Consider the following 21,695-nt stretch of genomic DNA (forward strand, 5'->3'; position numbering starts at 1 on the left):
CTGGCCTGCCTCGCGCGCTCACACGTTGATGTCTTCGAACTCCTCGTTGACGATAAACCGACCCTGTGGCGTGAGATCGACCGGTGGCTCCTCGTCAGTGATGAGGTCGTTTTCGTGGAGTGACTCCAGTCGGGCTTCGAGTTCGGCGTCGCCGATGTCGAGTAGCGATGCGAGATCGATGTCTTCGGCGGTCGAGTACAGCCCAACGAGCACTTCCAGTTCTGTCTCGGCCACCTCGACGTCGCGGACGTCGCTCTTGATCCAGTGGTAGATCAGCCGCAGGTAGCGGCCGAGGATGTTCATCTTCCGTCTCGACCGCATCGAAATCTCGGAGGTGACCGTCTGACCGTTCTCGACGTGTTGCACTGAGAGGACGAGGATGGAATCGCCGTCGTCGGCCGTCCGCTCTATCACCTCGAAGAAGACGACCGACGCCAGGTCGATCGAGAACGGCCCGTCTTCCTCGGATTGGACGTCGCTGCCGGGGAACGACACCGACTCGTAATCGAGATTGAGCCCAGTCTTCCGCTTCGGGGTATCCATCACGCGCCCGCCGATCTTCGCCGGATGCTTCACGAGCGCCGTCGATCCGTTGAGCGTCGCCCGGAAGAGCAAGAGCGAGAACTTCTCGATCGTCTCTCGGTCGCCACCGATGACGGTCGTCCGTCGATAGTCGCCGTCGACGTACCCGACCATCACGGTGTAATCGAAGAACTCCTCGACTTCGGGCGGCACCTGCCCGACTGCGATGTCGAATATCGAGGTGATCGGAATCATCGTCTTCGTTTCCGAGGTCGCGAGGACGAGCCGTCGCTCGCTCATCAGCACGCGACCTTTCACCGGATCGAACGCGGCGTCGCCGCCGGCGACGAAGTTCGCGACGAAGTCGACGATGACCGACTCGCCGCTCTGTGCCTTACGAGATTTCGACTTCGATCCCGACTTCGACTTCGAGCCCGACTTCGACTTCGAGCCCGACTTCGACTTCGAGTCTGAGCCGCTGCCGGATTCCTCCCGATACGCTTCGAGGAGTTCCGAGCGTTGTTCGGCTGCTTCGCCGTGTTCAGAGTGTGACTCGGAGGCGTCGCGATCGCCGCCATCACGGTCGGAATCTGCGGCCGTCATACGCTGATCAGCCCCCCGGCGAGCCACGAGGTCAGCACCGCGCTGCCACTGCCGATCCAAACGAGAACGACGAAGTGGAGGTAGGCGTTCACCTTGTGCCCGCCGTCGACCATCCGGATCATCAGCGCCGAGAGGACGCCGTTGAACAGGATAATGAGCGACAGCAGGTACTCGATCACCGGGATGTCGTAGACGCCCGCGTAGATGATCTTCCCGAACTCGAACTGCGCGAGGTTCAGATCCGAGGAGAACGTCGCGAGGATCTCGACGACTTCCAGGCCGATGAAGAACGCGAACGCCGCGGAGGCGGTGATCCCGTAGAGAACGCCGATGAGCGTCACGGTCGCCTGGTCGCGCTGCTGACGGAGCTTGATCACTTCGTTCATATTCTGTGAGATGAGTTCGCCGAGCTGTTTCGGTGTCCCACCCATCTGTCGCCCGACGAGGTACATCTCCGAGAACTTCTGGATGAGGTACGAACTTGTCTCCGCGGTGAAGAAGAACCACGAGCGATCCGGTGCGACGCGCATATTCAATCGAGTGTAGAGCCGATCGATCTCTCGGGAGAGCACGCCGAAGTCCTTCTCGCGGAGCGTTTCCAACACCGCACGCGTGGTCGATTGCTTCGCGCTCTCGGAGGCGCCGAGCGCCCGGATGAATCCCGGGAATTCGTTGTCGCGTTCCTTGACGCTGTTCTCGTGGTGCCGAGCAACGAGCCCCGGAATCGCGAGCGGCGTCAAGGGTGCCGCCATCATCACTGGAATCGGAATATCGAGCATCACGTACTGGATCGATTGTCCGATCGACGTCCACCCGGCGACGCCGAGTCCCAGAATGCCAATGAACACGAGACTTAGCGCGACCGATCCGTAAAGTGCAATATCGATTTGCCGGCCCATCTTCGTCCGGTACTCGTCCTGCTGATACCACAGTGGGTCGTGCGGCGATATCGTCCTGATGACGAAGTAGAATCCCAACTGGACGAAGACGAACAGCACGATAACGGCCGCGATGGTCATCGTCGCGTCGGTGCCGGTGAGAATCGGCAAGACGATCGCGTTGATGATAGCGAACGTCATCGAGAGAATCATCGAGAGATAGAGGTCCTTCATCACTTCTAGGTTGCCGAGCGCACCCTCGTAGACCGTGACGTACTTTTCGATCATCGTCTGCTGTTCGCCGAGCAGGAAGTCATCGAGGCTTTGGCCGGCGTTCAGCGAGTACGCCAGTCGGTCGAGGAAATCACCGAGTTCCTTCGAGGGAACGGCACGTGCACGCCGACGCAGCGCATCATCGAGTGACTGATTCCACGTGTCGACCAGCTCCGTGATCCGCCGCATTTCGACCGCGAGCTCGCCGTACTCTTCTTCTTTCCCAAGCTGCCGGAAGACCGCAACACGGTCGATATTCGTCGTCGAAAGCACTGTCAGGTGCGTGATGACGAGGTGCAGTTGGTTCTCCAGGCCGCGTCGCTGCTGTTCGACGAGCAAGCGGGGATAGAGAGCGCCCGCCACCAGCATCAGCGCGCCGAGGAGGAAGATCGGGATCCGGACCAGGATCGGCAGCGGGAGGAAGACGGCCCCGGCGACGCCGAGGACGAACAGGAGTACCGTCGGCGCCAGGACCGTGAGCGCGTACTTCCGATTTTCCATCGGCATCCGCTCGTAGGAGTCGAGGATCGACGACGCGAACTCCTGGAGTTGCTTCCGCTGTGCACTCCATCCGGGATCGACGTCGGGATTCGTCTCACTCATCGATTATCCTCCCTGTCGGTCATCGGCGGCACTCCGGTTCGGCCGTCGGTCAGTTTCACTCATCAGTCGACCCTCGTCATATCGAACGGGATGCCTTCCGTACCGTCCCGCTGGAAGTCCTCGATGAACTCGTTCACCTCGTGATAGCCGACGATGTTCTCTTGGATTGCCCGTCGGATGAGTTCCGAGCGGAACTCGATGTCCTCGTAGATCTTCCGGGTGTCGTCGTACCCGAGCAGCGTCGCGATCTTCTCTTCCATAATGAAGGAGTTGTTCCGGCCCTGGAACACGATCTCGTCTTCGACTGGGTCCCAGTAGAACGCCTCCCGTGTGACGACACCGCCCATCTCTTTCGAGTACCCCTCGATCTCCTGCACCGACGTGACGCGACGGAGCGTGTCGTTGCCCCGCTTGACGCGGTTCTGGAACAGCGCGATGTCACAGTTCGACATGAACGTCTCGGGGACGTTGATCGGGTCCCCGGTGAACCGCTGGATCATCGAGACGATGTCGGACGCGTGGAACGTCAGCATCACCGGGTGACCGGTCTGGGCGGCCTGGAACGCCATCCGCCCCTCCTCGCCACGAACCTCCCCGACGATGATGTAGTCAGGACGGGAACGCAGCGCGGCCGCAACGAGGTCGAACATATCGACTTCAGAATCCGCGCCGCGTCCCTCGCGGGTGAGGAGCTGCTGCCACGTGTCGTGTGGCGGGAGCACCTCGGCGGTGTCCTCTGCGGTGTAGATCTTCGAGTCCCGCGGGATGAACGACGTGACAGCGTTGAGTGTCGTGGTCTTCCCGGACGCCGTCTCGCCGACGACGAACACCGTCCGCTCGTTCTCCAAGGCGATCCAGAGATACGCGGCCAGTTCCGGCGACAGCGTTCCCCACTTTGCGATCTGAAACACCGACAGTGGGACGTCGTCGCCCTGGCGGATCGTGAGCGAGGAACCCTTCAGCGAGACGTCGTCGGAGTAGATGATGTTGATACGCGATCCGTCCGGGAGCGTCGAGTCCACGATCGGGTGCGCGTCCGACACCGGGTCGCCGATGCGTTCACCCATATTCCGGAGCCAGTTGTCGTACTGCTCTTCGGAGTCGAATTCGACGGTCGTCTCCAGCAGTCCGAACTCGCCGTGATCGACGTCGACCTGGCGTGGCCCAATGACGTGAATGTCCTCGTTGGCCGGGTCGCGCATGATCGGCTCCAGCGGTCCGAGGCCGACGATGTCGCGGACGAGTCGGTACTGGACCTTCTCGTACGTCTCTTCGGACACTTCCAGCGCCCCGAGTTCGAGTCGCTGGATGATTTCCGCCAACCGCCCGTTGCGTTCGTCTTCGAGGACGACGATCTCTTCGAGTAGTTCCCGAATCCGATCTTCGTACTCGGTCTCCTCGGCAGGTGCCGGCTTCGTCACCGACCGTTCGAGGAGTTTGTCTTTCACCTGCCCGAAGAGCTCGCGTTCGTCGTCGTCCAGTTCCGGCTCGATCGTGTAGTACTTCGTCGTCTCCCCGAAGTTCCCGTACACCTGACAGTAGATCGGGCCGCCCACGTGGTAGATGATGTTCGGCCGCCGCGACTCGTATCCGTCTGGCTCCTCGACGAGCATCGGGAACTCGCCGGTGATCTGCCGAAACCGCTTGAGGTGCTCGCGGAGATGGCCCCACCGCTGGGCGTGCCGCCGCAGTTCGTTGTCGATCTTCGCTGAGCCGTGTTCGGTAGCCATTATGCGACACTCCTCGACTCGATGACGATCCCGATCCCCGAGCGGACCGAGAAGCCGACGCGGTCGCCGACCTGCTGGCCCATCCCGGCGAATCGCTTCACGAAGATGTTTCGCCGGACGTCGTTCCCGACCTCGACCATCTCTAATTCGAGGTAGACGTCCGCGATCGATCGGAAGGGACCGATCGCCTCGTCGTCGACCGTCGAGGGGTCGACCGTGAGAACGATCGTCTTGCCCTTGGTGGTCAGATCACGGAAGAACGAGATGATTTCCAGCGCTGCCTGCCGCTCCTCATTTTGCCGGACGAGCGCCTCGAACTTGGGATCGTTCCGGAGAATGGCGTCGAACGTATCGACGATGATGACGTCGCCGTCCCACATCGTGTCCGCCTCCATCATTCGCTTGAGGAGTTGCTTCCGCTCGTCGTCCCCACTGCTGCCGGTCAGCGTCCCCGACGCGTCGATCTCGGCGGGGATGAAGAGAATCTCCTCGTCGAGCAGGGGCTTGACGACGTCGTACGTCAGCGAGTGCATCTGGTCGAGAAAGCCTCGGACACCTAGTTCTGTCGAGACGAGCGTCGTCACAATGTCTTCCTGCGTAAACCCGTAGGTGAGTCGCTGGGAGAGGACGCTCTTTCCGGCCCCGTAATCGCCTTCGATGAGGACGATCGAGCCCTTCGGAATACCGCCGCCGAGTTCCTTCTCGAGGCGGTCGTGGTCTTTGAGTCCAAGCGAGAACTGATTCGATCCCATAGTTAGTAGTTGAAGCGGAAGTTCTCTTCGTCGCCGTCGACGGTCAGCGTGACGTCGTGATCGCCGCTACCTTCGGTCAGGTCGATGTTCTGTATCGTGACGTTGACGACACCGTGGGGCGTCCACTCCCCGCTGTTGCCGTCGACGACATTGACATCGACGTCCGCTCGATATTGCGCGTCGACGATGACGTCAAACGTTTGACCCGTCGCTGGTAACGTTCGTTGTCCCGTGTTCTTGACGTACAGACTTATGCTGTTTGAGCTGTCGTCGTAAACGTTACTGTCGGAACTGCTGATAATTTCGATGTCGGTCCGGATGTTCTCTGCGACGTCTGCGCCCCGGTCGTCGAGCGCCCCGCTGATTCCGGTGACCGTGTCGATGAGGACACCCGCGACTCCTGCTGCGATGACGATGCTCGCGATGAACAGGATCAGACTCGGAACGGAGACGTCGGCCATTCAGTTCACCACCTCGACCGTCGTGTTACTCGCCGCGATGCCGTTTTCGGCGACGACTTTGACGTGGTCGGGTTCCTGATCCATCGTCGTCGTTAGTACGAGTGTCTGGTCGGCTGCCCATACGTCCGTCGTATCGTCACCCTCGACACTCGTTTGTGTGTGTCCCAGACCAATGTGCTCGTTATCGACGAGTAGACTCGTTCCATTGACCGACAGCGTCGTCGTTCCGGTGTTTTGCACCGTAACCTCCAGGTTGTCATTTCCGGTACTGTTATACACGACCCGCGTCACGTCGATCGCCGTATTCCGGCGTTCGAGTAGGTCTTCCTGATCGTCGTCACGCGCTTCGGAGATCTGCTCTGCGCTACCCGCTGCTGCGGTGTAGAGCGTCCCGGAGGCGATCAGGACGCCGAGAAAGATGACTGCTGTCGAGCCGCTAACGCCGAATCCCACGGGAACCCCCTCCGAGCGCCGATAGTTCTTCGAGGAGCCGCGCCTCGTCGACGTCGCCGGCGAGCCGACTGATGTACGTCAGGCTCTCGCGGTGGTGTTCCACGCGCAGGTCCCGCGGCTGCTCCGTCGTCCCTGCGGTGGCGGCGTTGCGAACGTGTTCGCTCATCGTCCGCTCGACGTCGCGGGTGATCCAGCCCTGCGAGCGGTACTGTCGGAGCGCTCGCGCGGCACCGATCGCCCCGCCGACGTCGACGAGGAAGCGCGTCCATTCTAGGACGACGGATTCGGCCGTGTACCGGGCCGGAAGTTCGGCGAGATACACGTCGGGATCGTGGGTCGGTTCGGAATCCGTCGTTGGCGACTGCGCAGTGGTCGTGGCTGGGTCCGGGCTGGCGGCTGGCTCTGGTGACGTCTCCTTGGAGCCACTCTCGGCTGGGTCGGCAGCATCGTTCGCCGGTTCAGACGTTTCGTCGGCCTCGAAAAGCGTCTCGTCGGGTTCGACCTCTTCAGCCTGGTCGAGTGATTCCTCGTCGCCAATATCCTCCGTCGCTTCCTCGAAGTGGTCTCCATCGAGCGCCTCGTCGAGCGCATCCTGTGCGGCGGCCGTCTCGTCGTCGAGGTTGTCGGACTCGGATTCGTCTTCCGTGTCGTCCTCGACGTCGTCCCAGCCGTCATTCTCCTCGTATTCGGCTTTCAGGTCGTCGAAGCTGGATCCGCCAGCCGCTTCGTCGCCGGCTTCCTCGTCCCCATCATCGTCGAGTGCCTCACTGGGGTCCTCGCGCTCTTCCTCGGCGAGTTCGTCCTCTGCTGCGAGTTCGGCTTCGTCCTGTTCGGCGTCGAGGTCGCCGAAGTCCTCGTCGAAGAAGTCCTCGGCGTCCGCGTTCGCGACATCCGAATCGAGATTCTCCTCTTCCTCTTCTTCCATATCGAAGAGGCCGAACGCACCGTCGCCTTCCAGCCCGCCCATCTCGCGAGCGTCGTCGACGAACGGGTTGATTCCCCGTGTCACCATCTCGTAGATGTCCAGCAGCTTTCGGATGGTTTCGTCGAGTTCTTCGACGGTCTCGCCGATCTGTTTGTTCTCCTCGCGAACGGTGTTCATACTCGACGAGACCGAACTGACCTCGTTTTCCAACTCGGAGATTCGGTCTTCCATCTCCGCGATGGTGTCGGCGTCGATGTCGGGTCCTCCGAGGTCGTCACCGTCGTCGAACCCGCCCATATCGTCACCGAAGTCGTCCATCTCGTCGTCGAGGTCACCCATTCCGCCCCCGTCGAGATCGTCCACCTCGCCGTCGAGGTCGTCGAAGTCCTCGTCGAACCCGAGCCCATCCGTGGCGACGGTATCGGAATCTTCGCCCTCGTCACCGTCCATCCAGTCCATCACGCCCATCCGCACCGCCTCCTGTGGAAACGACCGCAACGACCGGCCGTCACCCGGCTCGACCGCTGTGGCGCACCACTGCGCCCCACGAACCGTACCGAACGGGTGGTCCGACCGGTCCGGTCGTCCGGTCTCGGTGGAACAGGTAACATTGGTACAAATGTCCAGTCATCGGTACAAGAAGGTTCGCTCCAAATTATCGCTCGTGATAGAACCGGAATACGTTTGTAGCGGCAGATAATCGACCTGTACTACGATCCGAAGGACTCGTTCGGGGTGCGAAGAATTATCCGCATCCGGGACGGATTCTATAGCTACCTTTCAAGGACGTGACCACACGTATGCCAGAATTCGTCAAAACCGGGATTGAGGGACTTGACTCCATACTCAATGGGGGAATCGTCAAGAACGCGGCGGTACTTGTCAGTGGCAACCCTGGGACTGGCAAGAGCATTCTCGGCCTCCAGTACCTCTACAACGGCGTTGATAAGTACGATGAAGGCGGGATCTACCTCACATTCGAGGAGTCTGCAGACGACATCAGCCAGGCGGCAGAATCGATCGGCTTCGAGAAGTGGGACGAGTTCGTCGACGCCGGCCGAATCAAAATCTACGACAAGCGGACACTCCTCCGCAGCGGTGACTTCTCTTCGACGCTCGATACGATTCTCGACGATCTGCAGGACACACAGTACGACCGGCTCGTCCTCGACTCGCTGACGATGTTCCAGCTCTTCTTCGAGAGCGAACAAGAGAAGCGCCAGTATCTGCTCAAGTTCATCGACATTCTGAAAGACAGTGGATTGACGTCGATTCTGACGATGGAGCAGTCGGCGGTGTTCCCGGATACCGAAATCGGCCTCGAGAATTTCTTGACGGATGGGAATATCTATCTGATCCAATCGCCCGCCGGTTCGACGTCGAATCGGTATATCTGGGTCGCGAAGATGCGTAAGCAGGCGATCAAAAATTCGATGTTCCCGCTGGAGATCGACGAGGGTGGGATCAAAATCTACGAGCAGGCGGCTGGCTTCTCAATGGTCGGCGATTCGCCGCCATGGTTCGGTGAGGAAGAGGGGAATTTGGAATAGACTGCCGGTCGCTACCTTATTCTGTCTTCTTTGGGTTTACTCTACATCTGATAGCTATCGCTGAATAGTCTATCTTTCCGCAGTCAATCCCAAATAGTAAAGAAATCAGCTACAGTCGAGGGTATACGCGGGACTTAGAGCTCGACTGGGTCGCCGTCGTTTTTGCCTGCGAGCTGCTGCGGCATCGTCAGGATGACCTGCGTCGTTCCGCCAGTCCGACTGGTGATTTCGAGATTGAGCGATTCACCGGTGCTGAGACCGTTACCATCCGTCTCGACTTCGGTCGTATTAATGGTCACTGTGTACCGGTCGGTGTTACTATTGAGGACACCGAACGACCCGTCGTCGTCAGTGATTTCGTCCAAGCCGAATTCGGTAGAGCTAGTACCGTCCCTACCAATTGCAGTACCATTTGTCAACGTCTGGACGCTTTCATCGCTCAAGTACTTTATCGACGTTTCGTTCATATCGACGGCACCTGATCCAGCAGCCAGACGAACCGTCATATTGATTCGCGAATTTTCGTCATCCAGGACGACGCCGTGCGTGTTCACAACTTCCACACGGTTCGTCACCTTGTTGACGCTCTCTTGACCCGCATCCTCCGCGGTCGCTTGGAGGAAGCCAGCCGTGTTCACGAGGACGCCCGCCGCGATCGCTGCGACTAGCACCATCGCGATGAACACGATGAGCGTACCGATACCAACCTGACCGCGTTCGTCTTTGTTGAATATTTCAAACATTAGTAATCACTTTAGAGAGGGACCGGGTCGCCGTCCTCGTTGCCCGCGAGCTGTTGGGGCATCGTTAGGATGACCTGTGAGGTTCCGCCACTCTGCGTAGTTATGTCCAGCTTAACCGTATCGCCCGTCTGCGTCCCGTTGGCAGTGGTTCCCTCAACTATCGAAGTGTTGATCCGAATCTCGTATCGATCGGACTGCTCGTCGAGTACCGGGAACGAATTGTCGGTGCCGTCGAGCGAGGTCGCTATGAACTCGTCATCTGTGGTGTTGTCGAAGCTCGCGCCTCCGGCACTACTTGCAGTATGATTCAACGTGAGCGTTTCCGCCGTCGTTCCGCTGAGGTACTTGATTGTCGTCGTATTGAGATTAACACTCCCCGAACCCGCCGCCATTCGGACGGTGAGGTTCAGGTTGTCGATGGTCTTCGGGTCACTGTCGTTGACCATTCCGTGCGTACTCACCACGTCGAGCCTATTCGTCACCTTGTCGACGCTCTCTTGGCCCGCATCCTCCGCGGTCGCTTGGAGGAAGCCGGCCGTGTTCACGAGGACGCCCGCCGCAATCGCTGCGACCAGCACCATCGCGATGAACACGATGAGCGTACCGATACCGACCTGACCACGGTCGGCGTCGTCTTGTTCGAACATATGTATGTTGTCTCCAGTCTGGCCCCCTCGCCTCCCCGCCGGAGGTGAGGACCGTCAAATCAAGCAATCAGCGGTCTGCACATAATGGTATGGACCCAGATATCAGAGATGATATTGGATTTTGAAGCCGAATTTCGGTAGTTTCAGGCCGCATACGAAAACTTCTGTCTCACGATTGGAAAAATCAAGAGTGAGAATCCCTACCTCCGAGTCCGACAGCGACCCCCAATAACGAGTCGGCGAACTAGAAAAATTGTGTCTGCGATTCGGACTTCGGGCTCCGGTTGTGAGCGTTGGGGCCTACGCTGGCCCCGACTCGCTACACGCCGCCAGCCAGCTTACTCCTGAGAAATCTTCCGCCAGACGTCGTCGAGTTTGTTCTTCACTTCGGGGCGCTCGGTCACCTGCACGTTGAGTTCGTTCTCGTCGAAACTGATGACGATCTCGTCGACGTCGCGGCGATAAACGTTGGTCCGACGGTGTTCGTCCGAGAGGACGCGGTCGTGTAGTTCGAGCAGCCCGGCACCCGTGAGCTCCTCGATGCGGCGATAACACGTCGCGATCGGGATGTCGAGCATTTCACTGAATTCCTGTGCGGAGTGAGCTTCGTCGGCAGCACGTAAGATGTCCGGGTTGTACTCGTTTCCGAGCGCTGCGAGCGTCCTGTCGGACTCCATAGATAGCGCCACGTTCTAACCGGACTTACCTGAATGTGACGGTCCGCGCGATTTCGAATTCGATACTGAATATCGGATTTGAGGACCGCCCGTCTCGTGGCTGTCGACTGACTTTCGCCTGCGATGGGCTTATTATCGCGCCGACGGCACCACGAGGTATGGCTCCCGACCCTCCGAATGACGCGCGGCGACCCGTGCGCGACGAGGAGGGCGTCGTCAGACCCGACGAACTCGACTACACCGCCTCCGAACGGGTCGCAGAGATCTCAGACGGTCGATACGTGGTCGCGACCGACAACGACAATTCGCCGTCAGTGGACGAGAACGACGGTGAGGACGCGTCTGCGGACCTCGGAGCGCTCGCCCGCCAGCAGATGGCCCGGTACCTCTCCGAGCAGGATTCGGAGTACGGGTTCGCGCTCACCGCGGCATTCGAAGGCGAGGTCGACCACCACGAGCACTTCTCGGACGACGTCGTCGACGCCTTCGGCGAGCTAGCGTCGTGGTACGTCGAACAGATCGACACCACAGCCTCCGAAAAGCGAGCCCTCGGCATTCTCCTTCTCGCCTCCGAGACGCGCGTCTCGTATCCGAAGAAGGCGCTCGCGTCGCTCCTGAAAGAGCACGACCTCACGCTCGATGACTCGATCGGAGACCTCGTCGGTTCACTCCCCGACGATGGCCTTCAGATCCCGCCGGACGAAGAGTGAGCGTGCAAGAGCCGTATCAGCGCTGATAATGGGGACGATGCGTTTATACAGCGTTTCTCGGAAGTGAAGATATGGCACGCACCGTACTGGTTGTGGACGATTCGGCGTTTATGCGGAATCTGCTGAAGCAGTTGCTCGAGGACGATCACGAGGTCGTCGGCGAAGCCGAAAACGGGGTTGAAGCGGTCGAGCTGTACCGTGAACTCGATCCCGACGTGGTCACGATGGACGTCGTGATGCCGATCCGAAACGGCATCGAGGCGACGTCGGAGATCAAATCGATCGACCCCGACTCGTCGGTGATTATGTGCACGTCCGTCGGACAGGAGGAGAAAATGCGTGAAGCCGTCGAAGCCGGCGCGGACGGTTACATTACGAAGCCCTTCCAGAAGCCGAACGTGCTCCAGGCTATCGACGACGTGGTGGGCGTCGAAGCATGAACCTCGACGTCCAGTCGCTTCGGACGTTCAGTCGTCTCGCCCACTCGGGGGCGGAAGAAGCGGCCGGATCGCTCACGACGCTGACTGGCTTCGACGCCCGCGTGGCCGTCACAAAAGTTGAAATGGCGACGCGAGCGGACGTCGAACGCGAGTTTCGGGAGCGCGACCTCGTCACCGTCCACATCGGGTTTTCGGGGGCGATCGAGGGCCAGACAGTTCTCGCGTTCGACCGCGACCGTGCCATCTCGCTCGTCGACGCACTCGTTCCTGGTGCTTCTGACGACCCGGACAGTGACCTGGCGACGAGCGGCCTGAAGGAACTCGGGAATATTATGCTCGGGGGGTTCATCGACGGCTGGGCGGACTTCCTCGGCGACGGCATCGACATCACGACGCCGACGTACGTCGAGTTGGACGCCGGCCAGTCGCTGCAGGACGTCGTCGACGACTCCGAGTTCGACACCGACGGCCAATTCGGCGCGGAAGTCCACGAAGACGTCGATTTCGGTGCCGAAATCGACTCCAATCACGTGCTCGCGTTCCGGAACCACCTCGAAACGGTCGACGAGGAGGCGGGCTTTTACATCTATATGCTACCGACGCAGGACTCTGTCGAGACGATCGTCGACGTCGCGGGCGACGCCGACGACGCGATCCCCGTCGAGACGTTCACGTCGTTCTCCCAGATGATCTCCGAAGGCGCGGGACAAGCCTCGGAGGACCTGACGGCGATGACCGGGATCGACACCAACGTCGACGTGAGTCGACTGAGCTTCGTTCCGGTCGAGGGGGTGCCGATGGAACTCACAGACGAGGCCAGACGAGGCGTCGTCCTCGAGTTCTCGGGCACGCCATCGGGATACATCGCGATTCTGTTCGACCCGGAATCGGCCGAAAGCGTCGCCGACGCGCTGATGCCTGGGATGGACGCGGATCCAGAGATGCGAAAGAGCGCGCTGCAAGAGATCGGCAACATCGTCACGTCCGGATTCCTCGACGGCTGGGCCAACTCCTTGGAGACGACGATCGAAATCTCCCCCCCGACCTACGTCGACGACATCGCCTCGGCGATTGTGGACCCGCTGGTGACAGAACTCGCGCGGACGCAAGATTATGCGTTCCTCATCGATTCGGCGATCGCCACGCCGGACGAGACGTTCACCTGCGACATCTACGCGCTCCCCGACGAACGAGAACTGCGCGCAGCCTTCGACCAGCTCGCGCCCGAAGCGAACTGACAGCCGGCGAATGACCGTGTCACGACCACGTGCGCCGAAATGATCACCTCAGCTGACGAACGTGCCTTCGGCGCTGCTTCGTCACGCCCCGAACGAACCAATGAAAGTATACACGACTGACCGATCGACCGACCAATCGTCGTCCAAGCGAATCAAAGTCGGCGTCGCCGACTACGCCGTCGCCGAGGCCGGATCGACGCTCGTGACGAGCGGACTCGGCTCCTGTGTCGGGATCGCGTTGGCTGACGTCGACGCCGGCGTCGCTGGCCTCGCGCACGCGATGTTACCATATGCTAGCGACGAGCAGGACGGCGATGGCGGGGCAGGCGATGCGACCGGGGACGAGCCCACAGACGACCGGCCAGCCGGGGCCAAGTACGTCAACACCGCTATTCCGGGGCTCCTGCATTCGATGGAGGAGACGGGTGCTGACCGCTCACGTATCGAAGCACGTCTCGCCGGGGGGAGTGCGATGTTCGAGTTCAGTTCCGGAGACGGCGGCGTCGGTGAGCGCAACGTCGTCGCCGCGAAGACAACGCTCGAAACGTACGACGTTCCCCTCGTCGCGACAGATGTGGGTGGCGACTACGGCCGTTCGCTGTCGTTCGATGCCACGACTGGCGAACTCTCCATCCGGCGGGCACACGGCGAAAATCACGTCATCTGATAGAGATTATCGTAAGTCCTCATTGATCTCTCGCCGGACGGTACGGCGAGACTCTCCGAACAGTGACGATAATCCCTATGACTCGGCGGGTTGCAGTCTCCCAGTACGTACTGGTTCGTCACACATAGTCGCAGTATCTTCGCTGATAATTTCGGGGGCACGTTTATGCACGCGCCTGCAGACCGTCGAGGTACGACCGACGCGGCGATTTCGCCGCGGGACGAGAGACAGGCAATGACCATCGATCCCGACGATTACGACCTCCGAGAACTCAGACGAATCGCGGACGAACGGCGGGGCGCGCGCCGTTCGGAGGACGAACAGCCCGGCGATGAATCGGACCACGACGACGACCGACTGCCGTCGGAGCGACGCCGCCGCAGTCGCACGGACCGGCGTCGGTCGGGGAAGCGCCGGAGTGACGACCGGTCGAGTCGCGACAATCGGGCGAATCGCGACGACCGGCGGCAGAGCGAACGCATCTCCGACCGCGCAGCGCGTGAGCGTACCGACGAGCGACGACTGAACGGTCGAACTGAGAGCCGCCGAGACCGCGATACCGACCGTCGCGAGGCACGGGAAAACGACATCCGCCGGCGCGACGAGGAACGGAACGCTGGCAGTCGTGACCGCGAGGGTGCTCGACGGCGCGACGCCACCGAGCAGACGGACGACCGAGATGCGGACGACGAGCGCGGCGAGGTCTCTGTGCGTCCGCGCGAGGACGTCACGCCGCCGCGACGTGGCGACTCGGATCACGCGGAGGGTCACGACGAGGTCGTCCTCGCGGATCAGATCGCTCGCGACCTCGGCTTCGGCGTCGGCGCGCAGGATCGTTCGCGTCGCGGGCGCGACCCCGACCGACGACGCGACGACCGGCGGCGCACGGATTCGCGTTCACGAGTCCCCGCGGAACCCGAGTTCGGTGCCGACGACGTCGGACGGTTCCAGTTCGACACCGAGATCCGCGAACGGCCCCGGGGGCGGGCTGGCGAGGCTCTCCGACAGAACCAACTCGAACAACTGCTCGTCCACGAGACCGCCGCGGCAGAAGGGCTCTCGAAGCCCTATCTCGGCTCGCTCCCCGACGCGTACGCCGCGGAACGACTCGTCTTCGACTGGCTCGAGTTCCTCGTCCTCAAGGGCGGCTTCAAGCGGACGATGGACGCGCTCCGGTACTACCACACCGTGGAGTGGCTGACCGAAGACGTCGAATCCGAACTGCAAGACTACCTGGTCGGGTTCTCCGGTGAGGTCACCAATACGACCGAATACGACGTCGATGACCATCATCTGAGCCTGGTCTACATCGCACGACTGGCGTCGATGACGTAGCGCCGTATTCTGTCGCGGCTCGTATCAACCCATATACCAACAGTACTTTCTGCTCGTTCTGTTTCCACTTGCCTATGGCAGACAGTGAAGACGCCTCCTTCGACGAGGCTGGGGCAGCCGAATCGGGACCGACGCCGGTCGGCGTCAAACTCGGAAGCACGCGGACCGTCCTCCAGTACGTCCGCGACGACGAAGTGGAGACGATCCGGACGTTGACGTGTCTCGCGACGTACGAGGACGCGCTCACCGGTGAGGAGCGCGTGCTCTTCGGCGAACAGGCCGCACAGGAGTACCCCGACGAGGTGCAGTATATGCTCCGCTCGGGGCTTCCAGAAGACGAGGACCGCGCGGAACTCGCCTCGAAGTTCTTCGCCGAAGTCGTCGCATCCGAAGGACTCGACGCCGACACCGCCGTCGTCTACGCGATTCCGACGATCGACAACGAACCGGGGCTGGCGAACCTCAACAGCGTCATCGAGGAGAGCCCCGTCGGCGACGCCTTGGTCCGAAGTTTCCCCGAGTCGCTCTGCGGAGCGATTCCGGCCTTCGGCGAGGACCTCCGCGCTATCGACGAGGTGTTCGTCGCCGTGAATATGGGCTCGACGAACCTCGAAGCCTCCGCGTACCGCCACGGCGAACAGCTCTCGCCGTTCGTCTCCGGGGCCGTCACCGGTAACGAGGTCGACCGGCGGATCGCCAACGCCGTCGAGGAGGAGACCCAAGGTCGCGTCAACGTCGATCTGACGACCGCCCGCGAGTACAAAGAGGAGCACGGTGACTTCGAGGAGTTCGAGCCGTTCACGGATGTCATCCAGCAGCCCGGTGGTGGCGCCCACGAGTTTACCATCGAGCGCTCGGTGATGGAACCGCTGGACGACTACGTCGACAACGCCGTCGATGAGGTCGCGAACAACTTCCTCGCGCAGTTGGCGAACGACCATATGAAGCCGTACCAGCTCGCGCTCTCGAAGCCGATCGTTCTCACCGGTGGGATGGCCTGCATCCCCGGCATCGTCGACGTCTTCGAGGAGCGCCTCTCGGATGAACTCGACCGCGACGTCGAATGTATCTCCGCCGACCGACCCGACCTCGCCCCGGCCGAAGGCGCGCGCCGGATCGCCGAGCGATTGATCGAGTAACGGCGTCGCCGTCCGGACGCTCCCACACATTCTCACGCGGTGGCAGCCATCCAAAACGTCTAATTGTCACTCCGAGTACGACAACGTATGTACGACCGTATTCTTGTCCCGACCGACGGCAGCGACTGTGCCGACCTCGCAGTCGAGCACGCGATCAACCTCGCCGACCAGTACGACGCCGAGCTGCACGTCCTCTCGGTCGTCGATGCCAGAGACGTAAGCCACAGCGCGCCGGCCATCAGCCCGCAACAGGTGGAACAGACGCTCCGCGAGCGAGCGGAATCAGTGGTCTCCGACGTCGCCGACCGTGCGAAGGACGCCGGCGTCGCCGATGTCGTCACCGCAATCGAACCCGGCGTACCCGACGACGTCGTCGTCGACTACGCATCCGAAAACGACTGCGACCTCATCGTGATGGGGACGCACGGCCGCACCGGCCTCGAACGCTACCTGCTCGGCAGCGTGACCGAGCGAACCGTTCGTCGCTCCGACGTCCCCGTGTTGACCGTCCGCTCACACGAGGAAGAAGAGGAAGAGGAAGAGGAATAACGGAGAGCAAATTACCCGCGCGTCGCCTCCAACCGCGCCGGCTCCGACCACGCCGCGCTCCCGACGCGTGACCACGTCCAGCAGACCACTGTCCGCTTATGATACGCCCGACTGGGCCGCCGTCCGCTCACGATATATCCGGCGGGGTATCCGCCGCGTGACGCGAAGGCGACTTTATATACGCCCGGAGACCGACTGGAAGCATATGGAACTCCGCCGCCTCCTTCGCGGGCGTATCGAGTGGTCTCGACTGGAGGCCGTCGCCCGCGAAATCCGCGATCGCTACGATCGTGAGGAGGTCCACGTGCGGTTTCTAGACGCCGACAACTGGCTCTCGACGCCGATGGTCGTCGACGATCAGTGGTTCGTGAAGGTCATCTCGCGACAGAACTCGATCGTCCACGCGCTCTTTACGACCGGGCGAAACCTGGGTGCCTTCTCGTCGGGTACCGAAGGGTTCTTCGAGCACTTCGCGACGCCGGTCGAGATGGCACAACACGAACTCGAAGCGACGCGGCGGATGCGCGACATCGGCCTCAACGCGCCCGAACCGGTCGAGGCCTTCGAGGTCGACGGCCTCGGCGTGCTCGTCTTGGAGTACCTCCCCGACTTCCGGACGCTCGACGAGTTGGACGAGGAAGCAGAGGCCGATCTCGCCCCTACGCTGTTCGAGGCGTTGCACGCGATGCACGAACACGAACTCCTACACGGCGACCTCCGCGCGGAGAACGTCCTCATCCGCGACGGTGAGATCTACTTCATCGACGCGACGAACGTCAGCGAGGAGGGCGCGCGGGACGCGAAGGCCTACGACGTCGCCTGCGCGCTCGGCGCGCTCGAACCGCTGATCGGGGCGAAACGCGCGGTCGACGCCGCGCTCGAAGCGTTTTCGACGGACGAACTACTCGACGCCGCGCGCTTTCTCGACTTCGTCAACATCCGTCCGGATCACGACTTCGACGCCGCGGTCCTGAAAGGCGAGATCGAAAAGCGCGCCTCCTCGCCGTAGCGAGGCTACGGGAGGCGGTGCTCCGAGCGAGGTCACGGCTCAGGAGCGTCGAGGCTCGACCGACAGGATGGGGCAGTAGGGCGACAGGAAGTGGAACGGTAGGAAGTGAAGCGGTGGGAAGTGGAACGGTGGGTGAGAGCGAGAGGTGAGCGGATGCGAAGGCGGAGGCGGGAGTGGAGCGAACAGCTACCCCCTCTCCGGGAAGAGGGAGCGCTGGACGCGGTGGGCCGCAGCGGACCCCGAACACTGCGGCGGCGTGCGGCGGATCTGTGCCGACTGCGACGAGAAAAGCGTCGTTCGTCGGCGAAAGAGCGTAGCAGCGGGACGTGAATAAACCCACCGGCTCCGGGGCGACTCTCCTGTAGTCTGTCGATTTCAGGATTCGGATTCGACGGCGCGGCTGAGCGCGCGTTCGAGGTTCTCTAACTCCTCGTCGAGGTTCCGCTTGAAGAACCGTTCGACGCCCGGCACGCGGCCGTCGACGACGAACTCGTTCACGAGCCGCGTGTGGCCGTCCGTGGACTCGACGGTGTGTTCGCCCGTGACGCGCAGCACCGAGGACTTCCCGACGAACTTGACGTATCGCGGCGGGTCGCGCTCGACGTCTTCGGTCTCGACGCGGGCGGTCGACTTCACGAGCGGAATCGGCAGCCGAACGTGCCACGTCGCTGCGCCGGTCCCCTCGTCGACCTCGTAGCGCTCGACGACGCTGATCGCGTCGGCTCGCTTGGAGGGGTCAGCGATGAAGTCCCACACGGCCTCGGGCGTGGCGTCGAACTCGAACACCCGCCGGACACGAACCGTCATACCGTCACGTAGGGTGGAGAGACAAAAAAGGCCCTGAAATGCGCGTTCGCGCGGACGGCGACGGGCTGTGCCGGGCAGTGTTCAGCTACGGGTGACGCGCCAGGTCGTCGAGCGGGCCCGACCCCACTTTTCGATCTCGACGTCGTCGGACTTCTCCGCGAGCCGCGGCAGTCGAACCCCGACCTGCTTGGCCGAGAGCCCGATGGCGTCGGCGATGTTCTTCGCCCGGAAGTACCGCTCGCCGGCGGACACGCTCTCGCGGAGGTACGAGACGATCCGTTTTTCCTCCTCGGTGAAGTCACTCATTTGACTCCGTGTACGGACGGTTCGGTCTTAACGGTTTCTCGTCAGCGGGCTATCGTAGCGTTCGGAAGTCACCCGAATAGGTGCGTCGCAGACACCGCGAGCGAGGCGGCGATCGTGGCGACGGCGAAGCCCACGGCGGCGACGAGCTGATCCCCGGTCAGTCCCGCGGCGAACATCCCGACGACTCCGAGAATCGCGACGATCGAAAAGAGGACGGTCAGGCCGATTCCCTTGTCAGAACTGGCGGATGCGGTCTCCATACCCGAACGTTTCCCGGTCTCGACTTAGTTCATACGAATTGGGAGGCGGCGTCGCATACTCACCGGTCGGCTTCGACTACCCAATCGTCACGTGTTCGGACTCCTCGTTCAGCGCGAGGTTCGCTGAGATCTCCGCATTCCGCATCGCGTACTGCGCGGTCTGCTGGAGGCTGACGAGGACCTCCCGGATCTGGAGTAGTTCCTCGTTGTCCATCTCGGGGAGGTCGTCGAGGATCTCCTGTTCGCGGTCTCGAAGCTGACGGAACAGGGTGCGGCACTCGACGGTCTTGTCGTAGTCGCGCTCGACGACTGACTGCACTGCCGTCCGCGTGAGTTCGTCGACCTGGTCGGTGAACTCGCGGATCCGCCGCATCGTCTTCGAGTCGACGTCGAGCGTGTGACCTTCGGCGTCCATCGCGATGTTGGCGATGTCCTCGGCGTTGTCCGCAGTCAGTTCGAGGTTCTTCGCCACCGAGCGATAACCGATCAGGGGGAAGCCCGACTCCAGTCCGACGGCCCGCGCGAGGTTCGGGTTCTGGTAGGCCGTGAAGATGAGACGTAGCAGGAGGACGAAGATCTTGTTCGCCTGTCGCTCGCGGTTTAACGCGCGCTGGGCGAGGTCCGTGTTGCCGTGTGCCAGCGCTTTGACCGCCTCACCGCGCATCGTGCTGCCGGTGTTTTCGAGGCGTTCGAGCAGATTGTCGAGCGTGAAGTCCTCGGGATCGACCGAACAGCGGATCGCGATGCGGTCCGGCGTCTCCTCGATGACGCCTAGACCCATCAGCTGCGTCTCCGCCTTGTAGACGGCGTTGATGTGTTCGGAGTCGAGTGCGCCGTCGCTCTTTTCGATGTGGATCACGCGCCGTCCGAGCACGTACTGCGCGACGATTGCCCGTTCGAGCGAGTCGGCGTCGAGATTGTCCGCGCGAATCGTCGCCGAGGAATCTTCCTGACTCGCAGACTCCGGCAGTACCGTCAGCGTTCCTTTCCCGCCCATCCGTAGAGAAACCTCATCACCCTTGTCGACGTTGTGTTCTTTCGCCCACTCCGCCGGTAACGTCATTGCCAGCGTGGAGGGACCGAGCCGCTGAACCTTACGCGTCTCCATACCATACCCTGGTCTCCAGCGGCCTTAATCTTCACTATATGCCACTTATACAGATATGTATTTGTTAGGATGTGTTGAAATGGGTGGCTCCCCACCACCAGGGTTGTACGGACAGACCCGCTCTAGGCGATCCGCATCATCCGCCGTTCGACACGTCCGACCCGGACCTTCGTCCACCCGCGGAGTTCCTCGTCGAGTTCCGGATCGTCGGTGTCGACGCGGAGTTCGCCGATGGTATCCAGTTTCGCGCGCGAGGCCACGACCTCGACGTCGCACTGTCGGATCACGTCGGGTGAGAGCTGTGGGTTGCCCCGGCCGAAGACGAACCCTTGGCCGCCGATCGGCGAGACGACGACGACGTTTTCGCCGTCGGGATCGAGCGCAGCCAGGATCTCCGATTCGGTCGCGTCGAGGGCGAGCACTTCGCCGTCCCGCCAGACGTCGACGCCCAGCGGCGACCCATCGAAGCCGAGTGCCTCTTTGATCGCGCCGACGGTGCTCCCCGGTCCCAGCACGAACGTCTTCTCGCTCGCCTCGATGTCGTCGACGGTCCCTGCCACGAGCGCTTCGACGTTGCCGCCACCGAGCTGTTTCGACGACTGGAGTTCCTCGGCGACGGGGACGTACGGCACCGCGCGGAGTTCGGGATGCACCTCGCCCTCGCGGTACTCGTCTTCGTCGATGTCCATAACCTCGCGGCGCTCGGTCCGCTCGAACGTCCGCACGACGTGTGCGGCGTCTTCGGGCGAGACGGCGAACACAGAGGAGTACACCTTCACGCCGGCGGGCACGCCCAGAATCGGCGTGGCAGTCCCTTCGACGGCGTCGGCGACGTCTGCGGCGGTCCCGTCACCGCCGACGAAGAGGACGAGAGCCACGTCGGCGTCGAGGAACGCCGCCACGGCCCGAGCCGTGTCGTCGGCGCCGGTTTCCGTGTCCGCAGGAGAGCCCAGGACTTCCGGCTCGAAGCCGGCCGCACGGGCGACGTCGGCCCCCATTTCCCCGCCCCACGTGAGCAGTTCGACGTCGTCGCCCCCCTGCTCGTGGAGCGCGACGAGCGCCCGACGGGCGCGGTCGGGAGCGCGAGGCTCGGCCCCCAACTGGCGCGCTTCTTCGACTTTGCCGTCGGTACCCTTGAGACCGACGCGACCGCCCATTCCCGCGATGGGGTTGACGACGAAACCGAGACGCATACGCGAACCGAACGGCGTTGCGAGCAAAAGTCCGCCGGTGCTCGGACGTGGCTGGCGAGGGGACGAGCCGGATTACTGAACGTTTAAGAAGTGCGCCTCGGAACTGAGGCGTATGCT

At 61.9% G+C, this 21,695-nt stretch carries 24 protein-coding genes; 9 read left to right on the forward strand and 15 right to left on the reverse strand.

Going from position 1 to position 21,695, the window contains the following annotated elements:
• Positions 1–18 precede the first annotated feature (18 nt).
• The 7 genes from RBH22_RS02255 to RBH22_RS02285 form a co-directional block, all read right to left on the reverse strand.
• Entirely contained in the window at positions 19–1,125 is a 1,107-nt protein-coding gene (locus tag RBH22_RS02255; RefSeq protein WP_306676410.1) for a CheF family chemotaxis protein, read from the reverse strand.
• Positions 1,122–2,879, reverse strand: a complete 1,758-nt coding sequence (gene flaJ / locus RBH22_RS02260) for an archaellar assembly protein FlaJ (RefSeq protein WP_306676412.1) — start codon at positions 2,877–2,879, stop codon at positions 1,122–1,124. Before flaJ ends, RBH22_RS02255 begins: the two co-directional genes overlap by 4 nt.
• Before the next feature lie 62 nt (positions 2,880–2,941).
• On the reverse strand, positions 2,942–4,609 hold the full coding sequence (locus RBH22_RS02265; protein WP_256288080.1) for a type II/IV secretion system ATPase subunit: 1,668 nt from the start codon (positions 4,607–4,609) through the stop codon (positions 2,942–2,944).
• On the reverse strand, positions 4,609–5,361 hold the full coding sequence (locus RBH22_RS02270; RefSeq protein ID WP_306676413.1) for an ATPase domain-containing protein: 753 nt from the start codon (positions 5,359–5,361) through the stop codon (positions 4,609–4,611). Before RBH22_RS02270 ends, RBH22_RS02265 begins: the two co-directional genes overlap by 1 nt.
• A 2-nt stretch (positions 5,362–5,363) precedes the next feature.
• Positions 5,364–5,822 carry a flagellar protein G gene (locus RBH22_RS02275; protein ID WP_256544706.1) on the reverse strand — a complete coding sequence of 153 codons (459 nt, stop codon included), beginning with the start codon at positions 5,820–5,822 and terminating at the stop codon, positions 5,364–5,366.
• A complete protein-coding gene (locus RBH22_RS02280) occupies positions 5,823–6,275 on the reverse strand; it encodes a fla cluster protein FlaF (protein WP_256544707.1) in 453 nt (150 codons plus the stop codon).
• Positions 6,259–7,668, reverse strand: a complete 1,410-nt coding sequence (locus RBH22_RS02285; protein ID WP_306676730.1) for a flagella accessory protein C — start codon at positions 7,666–7,668, stop codon at positions 6,259–6,261. Before RBH22_RS02285 ends, RBH22_RS02280 begins: the two co-directional genes overlap by 17 nt.
• Before the next feature lie 332 nt (positions 7,669–8,000).
• Here RBH22_RS02285 and RBH22_RS02290 point away from each other — a divergent pair, with 332 nt between their 5' ends.
• Positions 8,001–8,750, forward strand: a complete 750-nt coding sequence (locus tag RBH22_RS02290) for an ATPase domain-containing protein (protein ID WP_306676414.1) — start codon at positions 8,001–8,003, stop codon at positions 8,748–8,750.
• A gap of 134 nt (positions 8,751–8,884) precedes the next feature.
• On the opposite strand, the gene RBH22_RS02295 is transcribed toward RBH22_RS02290, so the two are convergent.
• The 3 genes from RBH22_RS02295 to RBH22_RS02305 all read right to left on the reverse strand — a co-directional run bounded on the left by RBH22_RS02295 (position 8,885) and on the right by RBH22_RS02305 (position 10,817).
• Positions 8,885–9,493, reverse strand: coding sequence for an archaellin/type IV pilin N-terminal domain-containing protein (locus tag RBH22_RS02295; RefSeq protein WP_306676415.1), 609 nt, complete (start codon positions 9,491–9,493; stop codon positions 8,885–8,887).
• An 11-nt stretch (positions 9,494–9,504) separates the two neighbouring features.
• Positions 9,505–10,140, reverse strand: coding sequence for an archaellin/type IV pilin N-terminal domain-containing protein (locus RBH22_RS02300; RefSeq protein WP_256544710.1), 636 nt, complete (start codon positions 10,138–10,140; stop codon positions 9,505–9,507).
• A gap of 338 nt (positions 10,141–10,478) precedes the next feature.
• Positions 10,479–10,817 (reverse strand): helix-turn-helix domain-containing protein, encoded by a 339-nt coding sequence (locus tag RBH22_RS02305; protein WP_121568135.1) that lies wholly within the window; start codon positions 10,815–10,817, stop codon positions 10,479–10,481.
• 158 nt (positions 10,818–10,975) lie between these two features.
• Here RBH22_RS02305 and RBH22_RS02310 point away from each other — a divergent pair, with 158 nt between their 5' ends.
• The 8 genes from RBH22_RS02310 to RBH22_RS02345 all read left to right on the forward strand — a co-directional run bounded on the left by RBH22_RS02310 (position 10,976) and on the right by RBH22_RS02345 (position 17,904).
• Positions 10,976–11,527: a hypothetical protein gene (locus RBH22_RS02310; RefSeq protein ID WP_256288087.1), complete on the forward strand. Its 552-nt coding sequence runs from the start codon at positions 10,976–10,978 to the stop codon at positions 11,525–11,527.
• A 71-nt stretch (positions 11,528–11,598) separates the two neighbouring features.
• Entirely contained in the window at positions 11,599–11,967 is a 369-nt protein-coding gene (gene cheY, locus RBH22_RS02315) for a chemotaxis protein CheY (RefSeq protein WP_121568137.1), read from the forward strand.
• On the forward strand, positions 11,964–13,205 hold the full coding sequence (locus RBH22_RS02320) for a chemotaxis protein CheC (protein WP_306676416.1): 1,242 nt from the start codon (positions 11,964–11,966) through the stop codon (positions 13,203–13,205). Before cheY ends, RBH22_RS02320 begins: the two co-directional genes overlap by 4 nt.
• Before the next feature lie 100 nt (positions 13,206–13,305).
• Positions 13,306–13,872, forward strand: coding sequence for a chemotaxis protein CheD (locus tag RBH22_RS02325; protein WP_256544712.1), 567 nt, complete (start codon positions 13,306–13,308; stop codon positions 13,870–13,872).
• Positions 13,873–14,667: 795 nt separating this feature from the next.
• Positions 14,668–15,207: a FlaD/FlaE family flagellar protein gene (locus RBH22_RS02330; RefSeq protein WP_306676731.1), complete on the forward strand. Its 540-nt coding sequence runs from the start codon at positions 14,668–14,670 to the stop codon at positions 15,205–15,207.
• 74 nt (positions 15,208–15,281) lie between these two features.
• Positions 15,282–16,346 (forward strand): hypothetical protein, encoded by a 1,065-nt coding sequence (locus tag RBH22_RS02335; RefSeq protein WP_306676417.1) that lies wholly within the window; start codon positions 15,282–15,284, stop codon positions 16,344–16,346.
• Between the two features lie 87 nt (positions 16,347–16,433).
• Positions 16,434–16,895, forward strand: coding sequence for a universal stress protein (locus RBH22_RS02340; protein ID WP_256544714.1), 462 nt, complete (start codon positions 16,434–16,436; stop codon positions 16,893–16,895).
• Positions 16,896–17,100: 205 nt separating this feature from the next.
• The gene (locus tag RBH22_RS02345) at positions 17,101–17,904 is read left to right on the forward strand and encodes an RIO1 family regulatory kinase/ATPase (protein WP_256544715.1); all 804 of its coding nucleotides are present in this window, start codon (positions 17,101–17,103) and stop codon (positions 17,902–17,904) included.
• A 375-nt stretch (positions 17,905–18,279) separates the two neighbouring features.
• On the opposite strand, the gene RBH22_RS02350 is transcribed toward RBH22_RS02345, so the two are convergent.
• The 5 genes from RBH22_RS02350 to RBH22_RS02370 all read right to left on the reverse strand — a co-directional run bounded on the left by RBH22_RS02350 (position 18,280) and on the right by RBH22_RS02370 (position 21,578).
• A complete protein-coding gene (locus tag RBH22_RS02350) occupies positions 18,280–18,711 on the reverse strand; it encodes an SRPBCC family protein (protein WP_256544716.1) in 432 nt (143 codons plus the stop codon).
• Positions 18,712–18,792: 81 nt separating this feature from the next.
• Positions 18,793–19,017 (reverse strand): hypothetical protein, encoded by a 225-nt coding sequence (locus RBH22_RS02355; protein WP_121568145.1) that lies wholly within the window; start codon positions 19,015–19,017, stop codon positions 18,793–18,795.
• 68 nt (positions 19,018–19,085) lie between these two features.
• Positions 19,086–19,277, reverse strand: coding sequence for a hypothetical protein (locus RBH22_RS02360; RefSeq protein ID WP_121568146.1), 192 nt, complete (start codon positions 19,275–19,277; stop codon positions 19,086–19,088).
• 76 nt (positions 19,278–19,353) lie between these two features.
• Entirely contained in the window at positions 19,354–20,385 is a 1,032-nt protein-coding gene (locus tag RBH22_RS02365) for a phosphate uptake regulator PhoU (protein ID WP_121568147.1), read from the reverse strand.
• Between the two features lie 122 nt (positions 20,386–20,507).
• Positions 20,508–21,578: an ATP-NAD kinase family protein gene (locus RBH22_RS02370; protein ID WP_306676419.1), complete on the reverse strand. Its 1,071-nt coding sequence runs from the start codon at positions 21,576–21,578 to the stop codon at positions 20,508–20,510.
• Between the last annotated feature and the right edge of the window lie 117 nt (positions 21,579–21,695).

The organism is Halobellus sp. H-GB7, from assembly GCF_030848585.1.
Lineage (GTDB): Archaea > Halobacteriota > Halobacteria > Halobacteriales > Haloferacaceae > Haloquadratum > Haloquadratum inordinatus.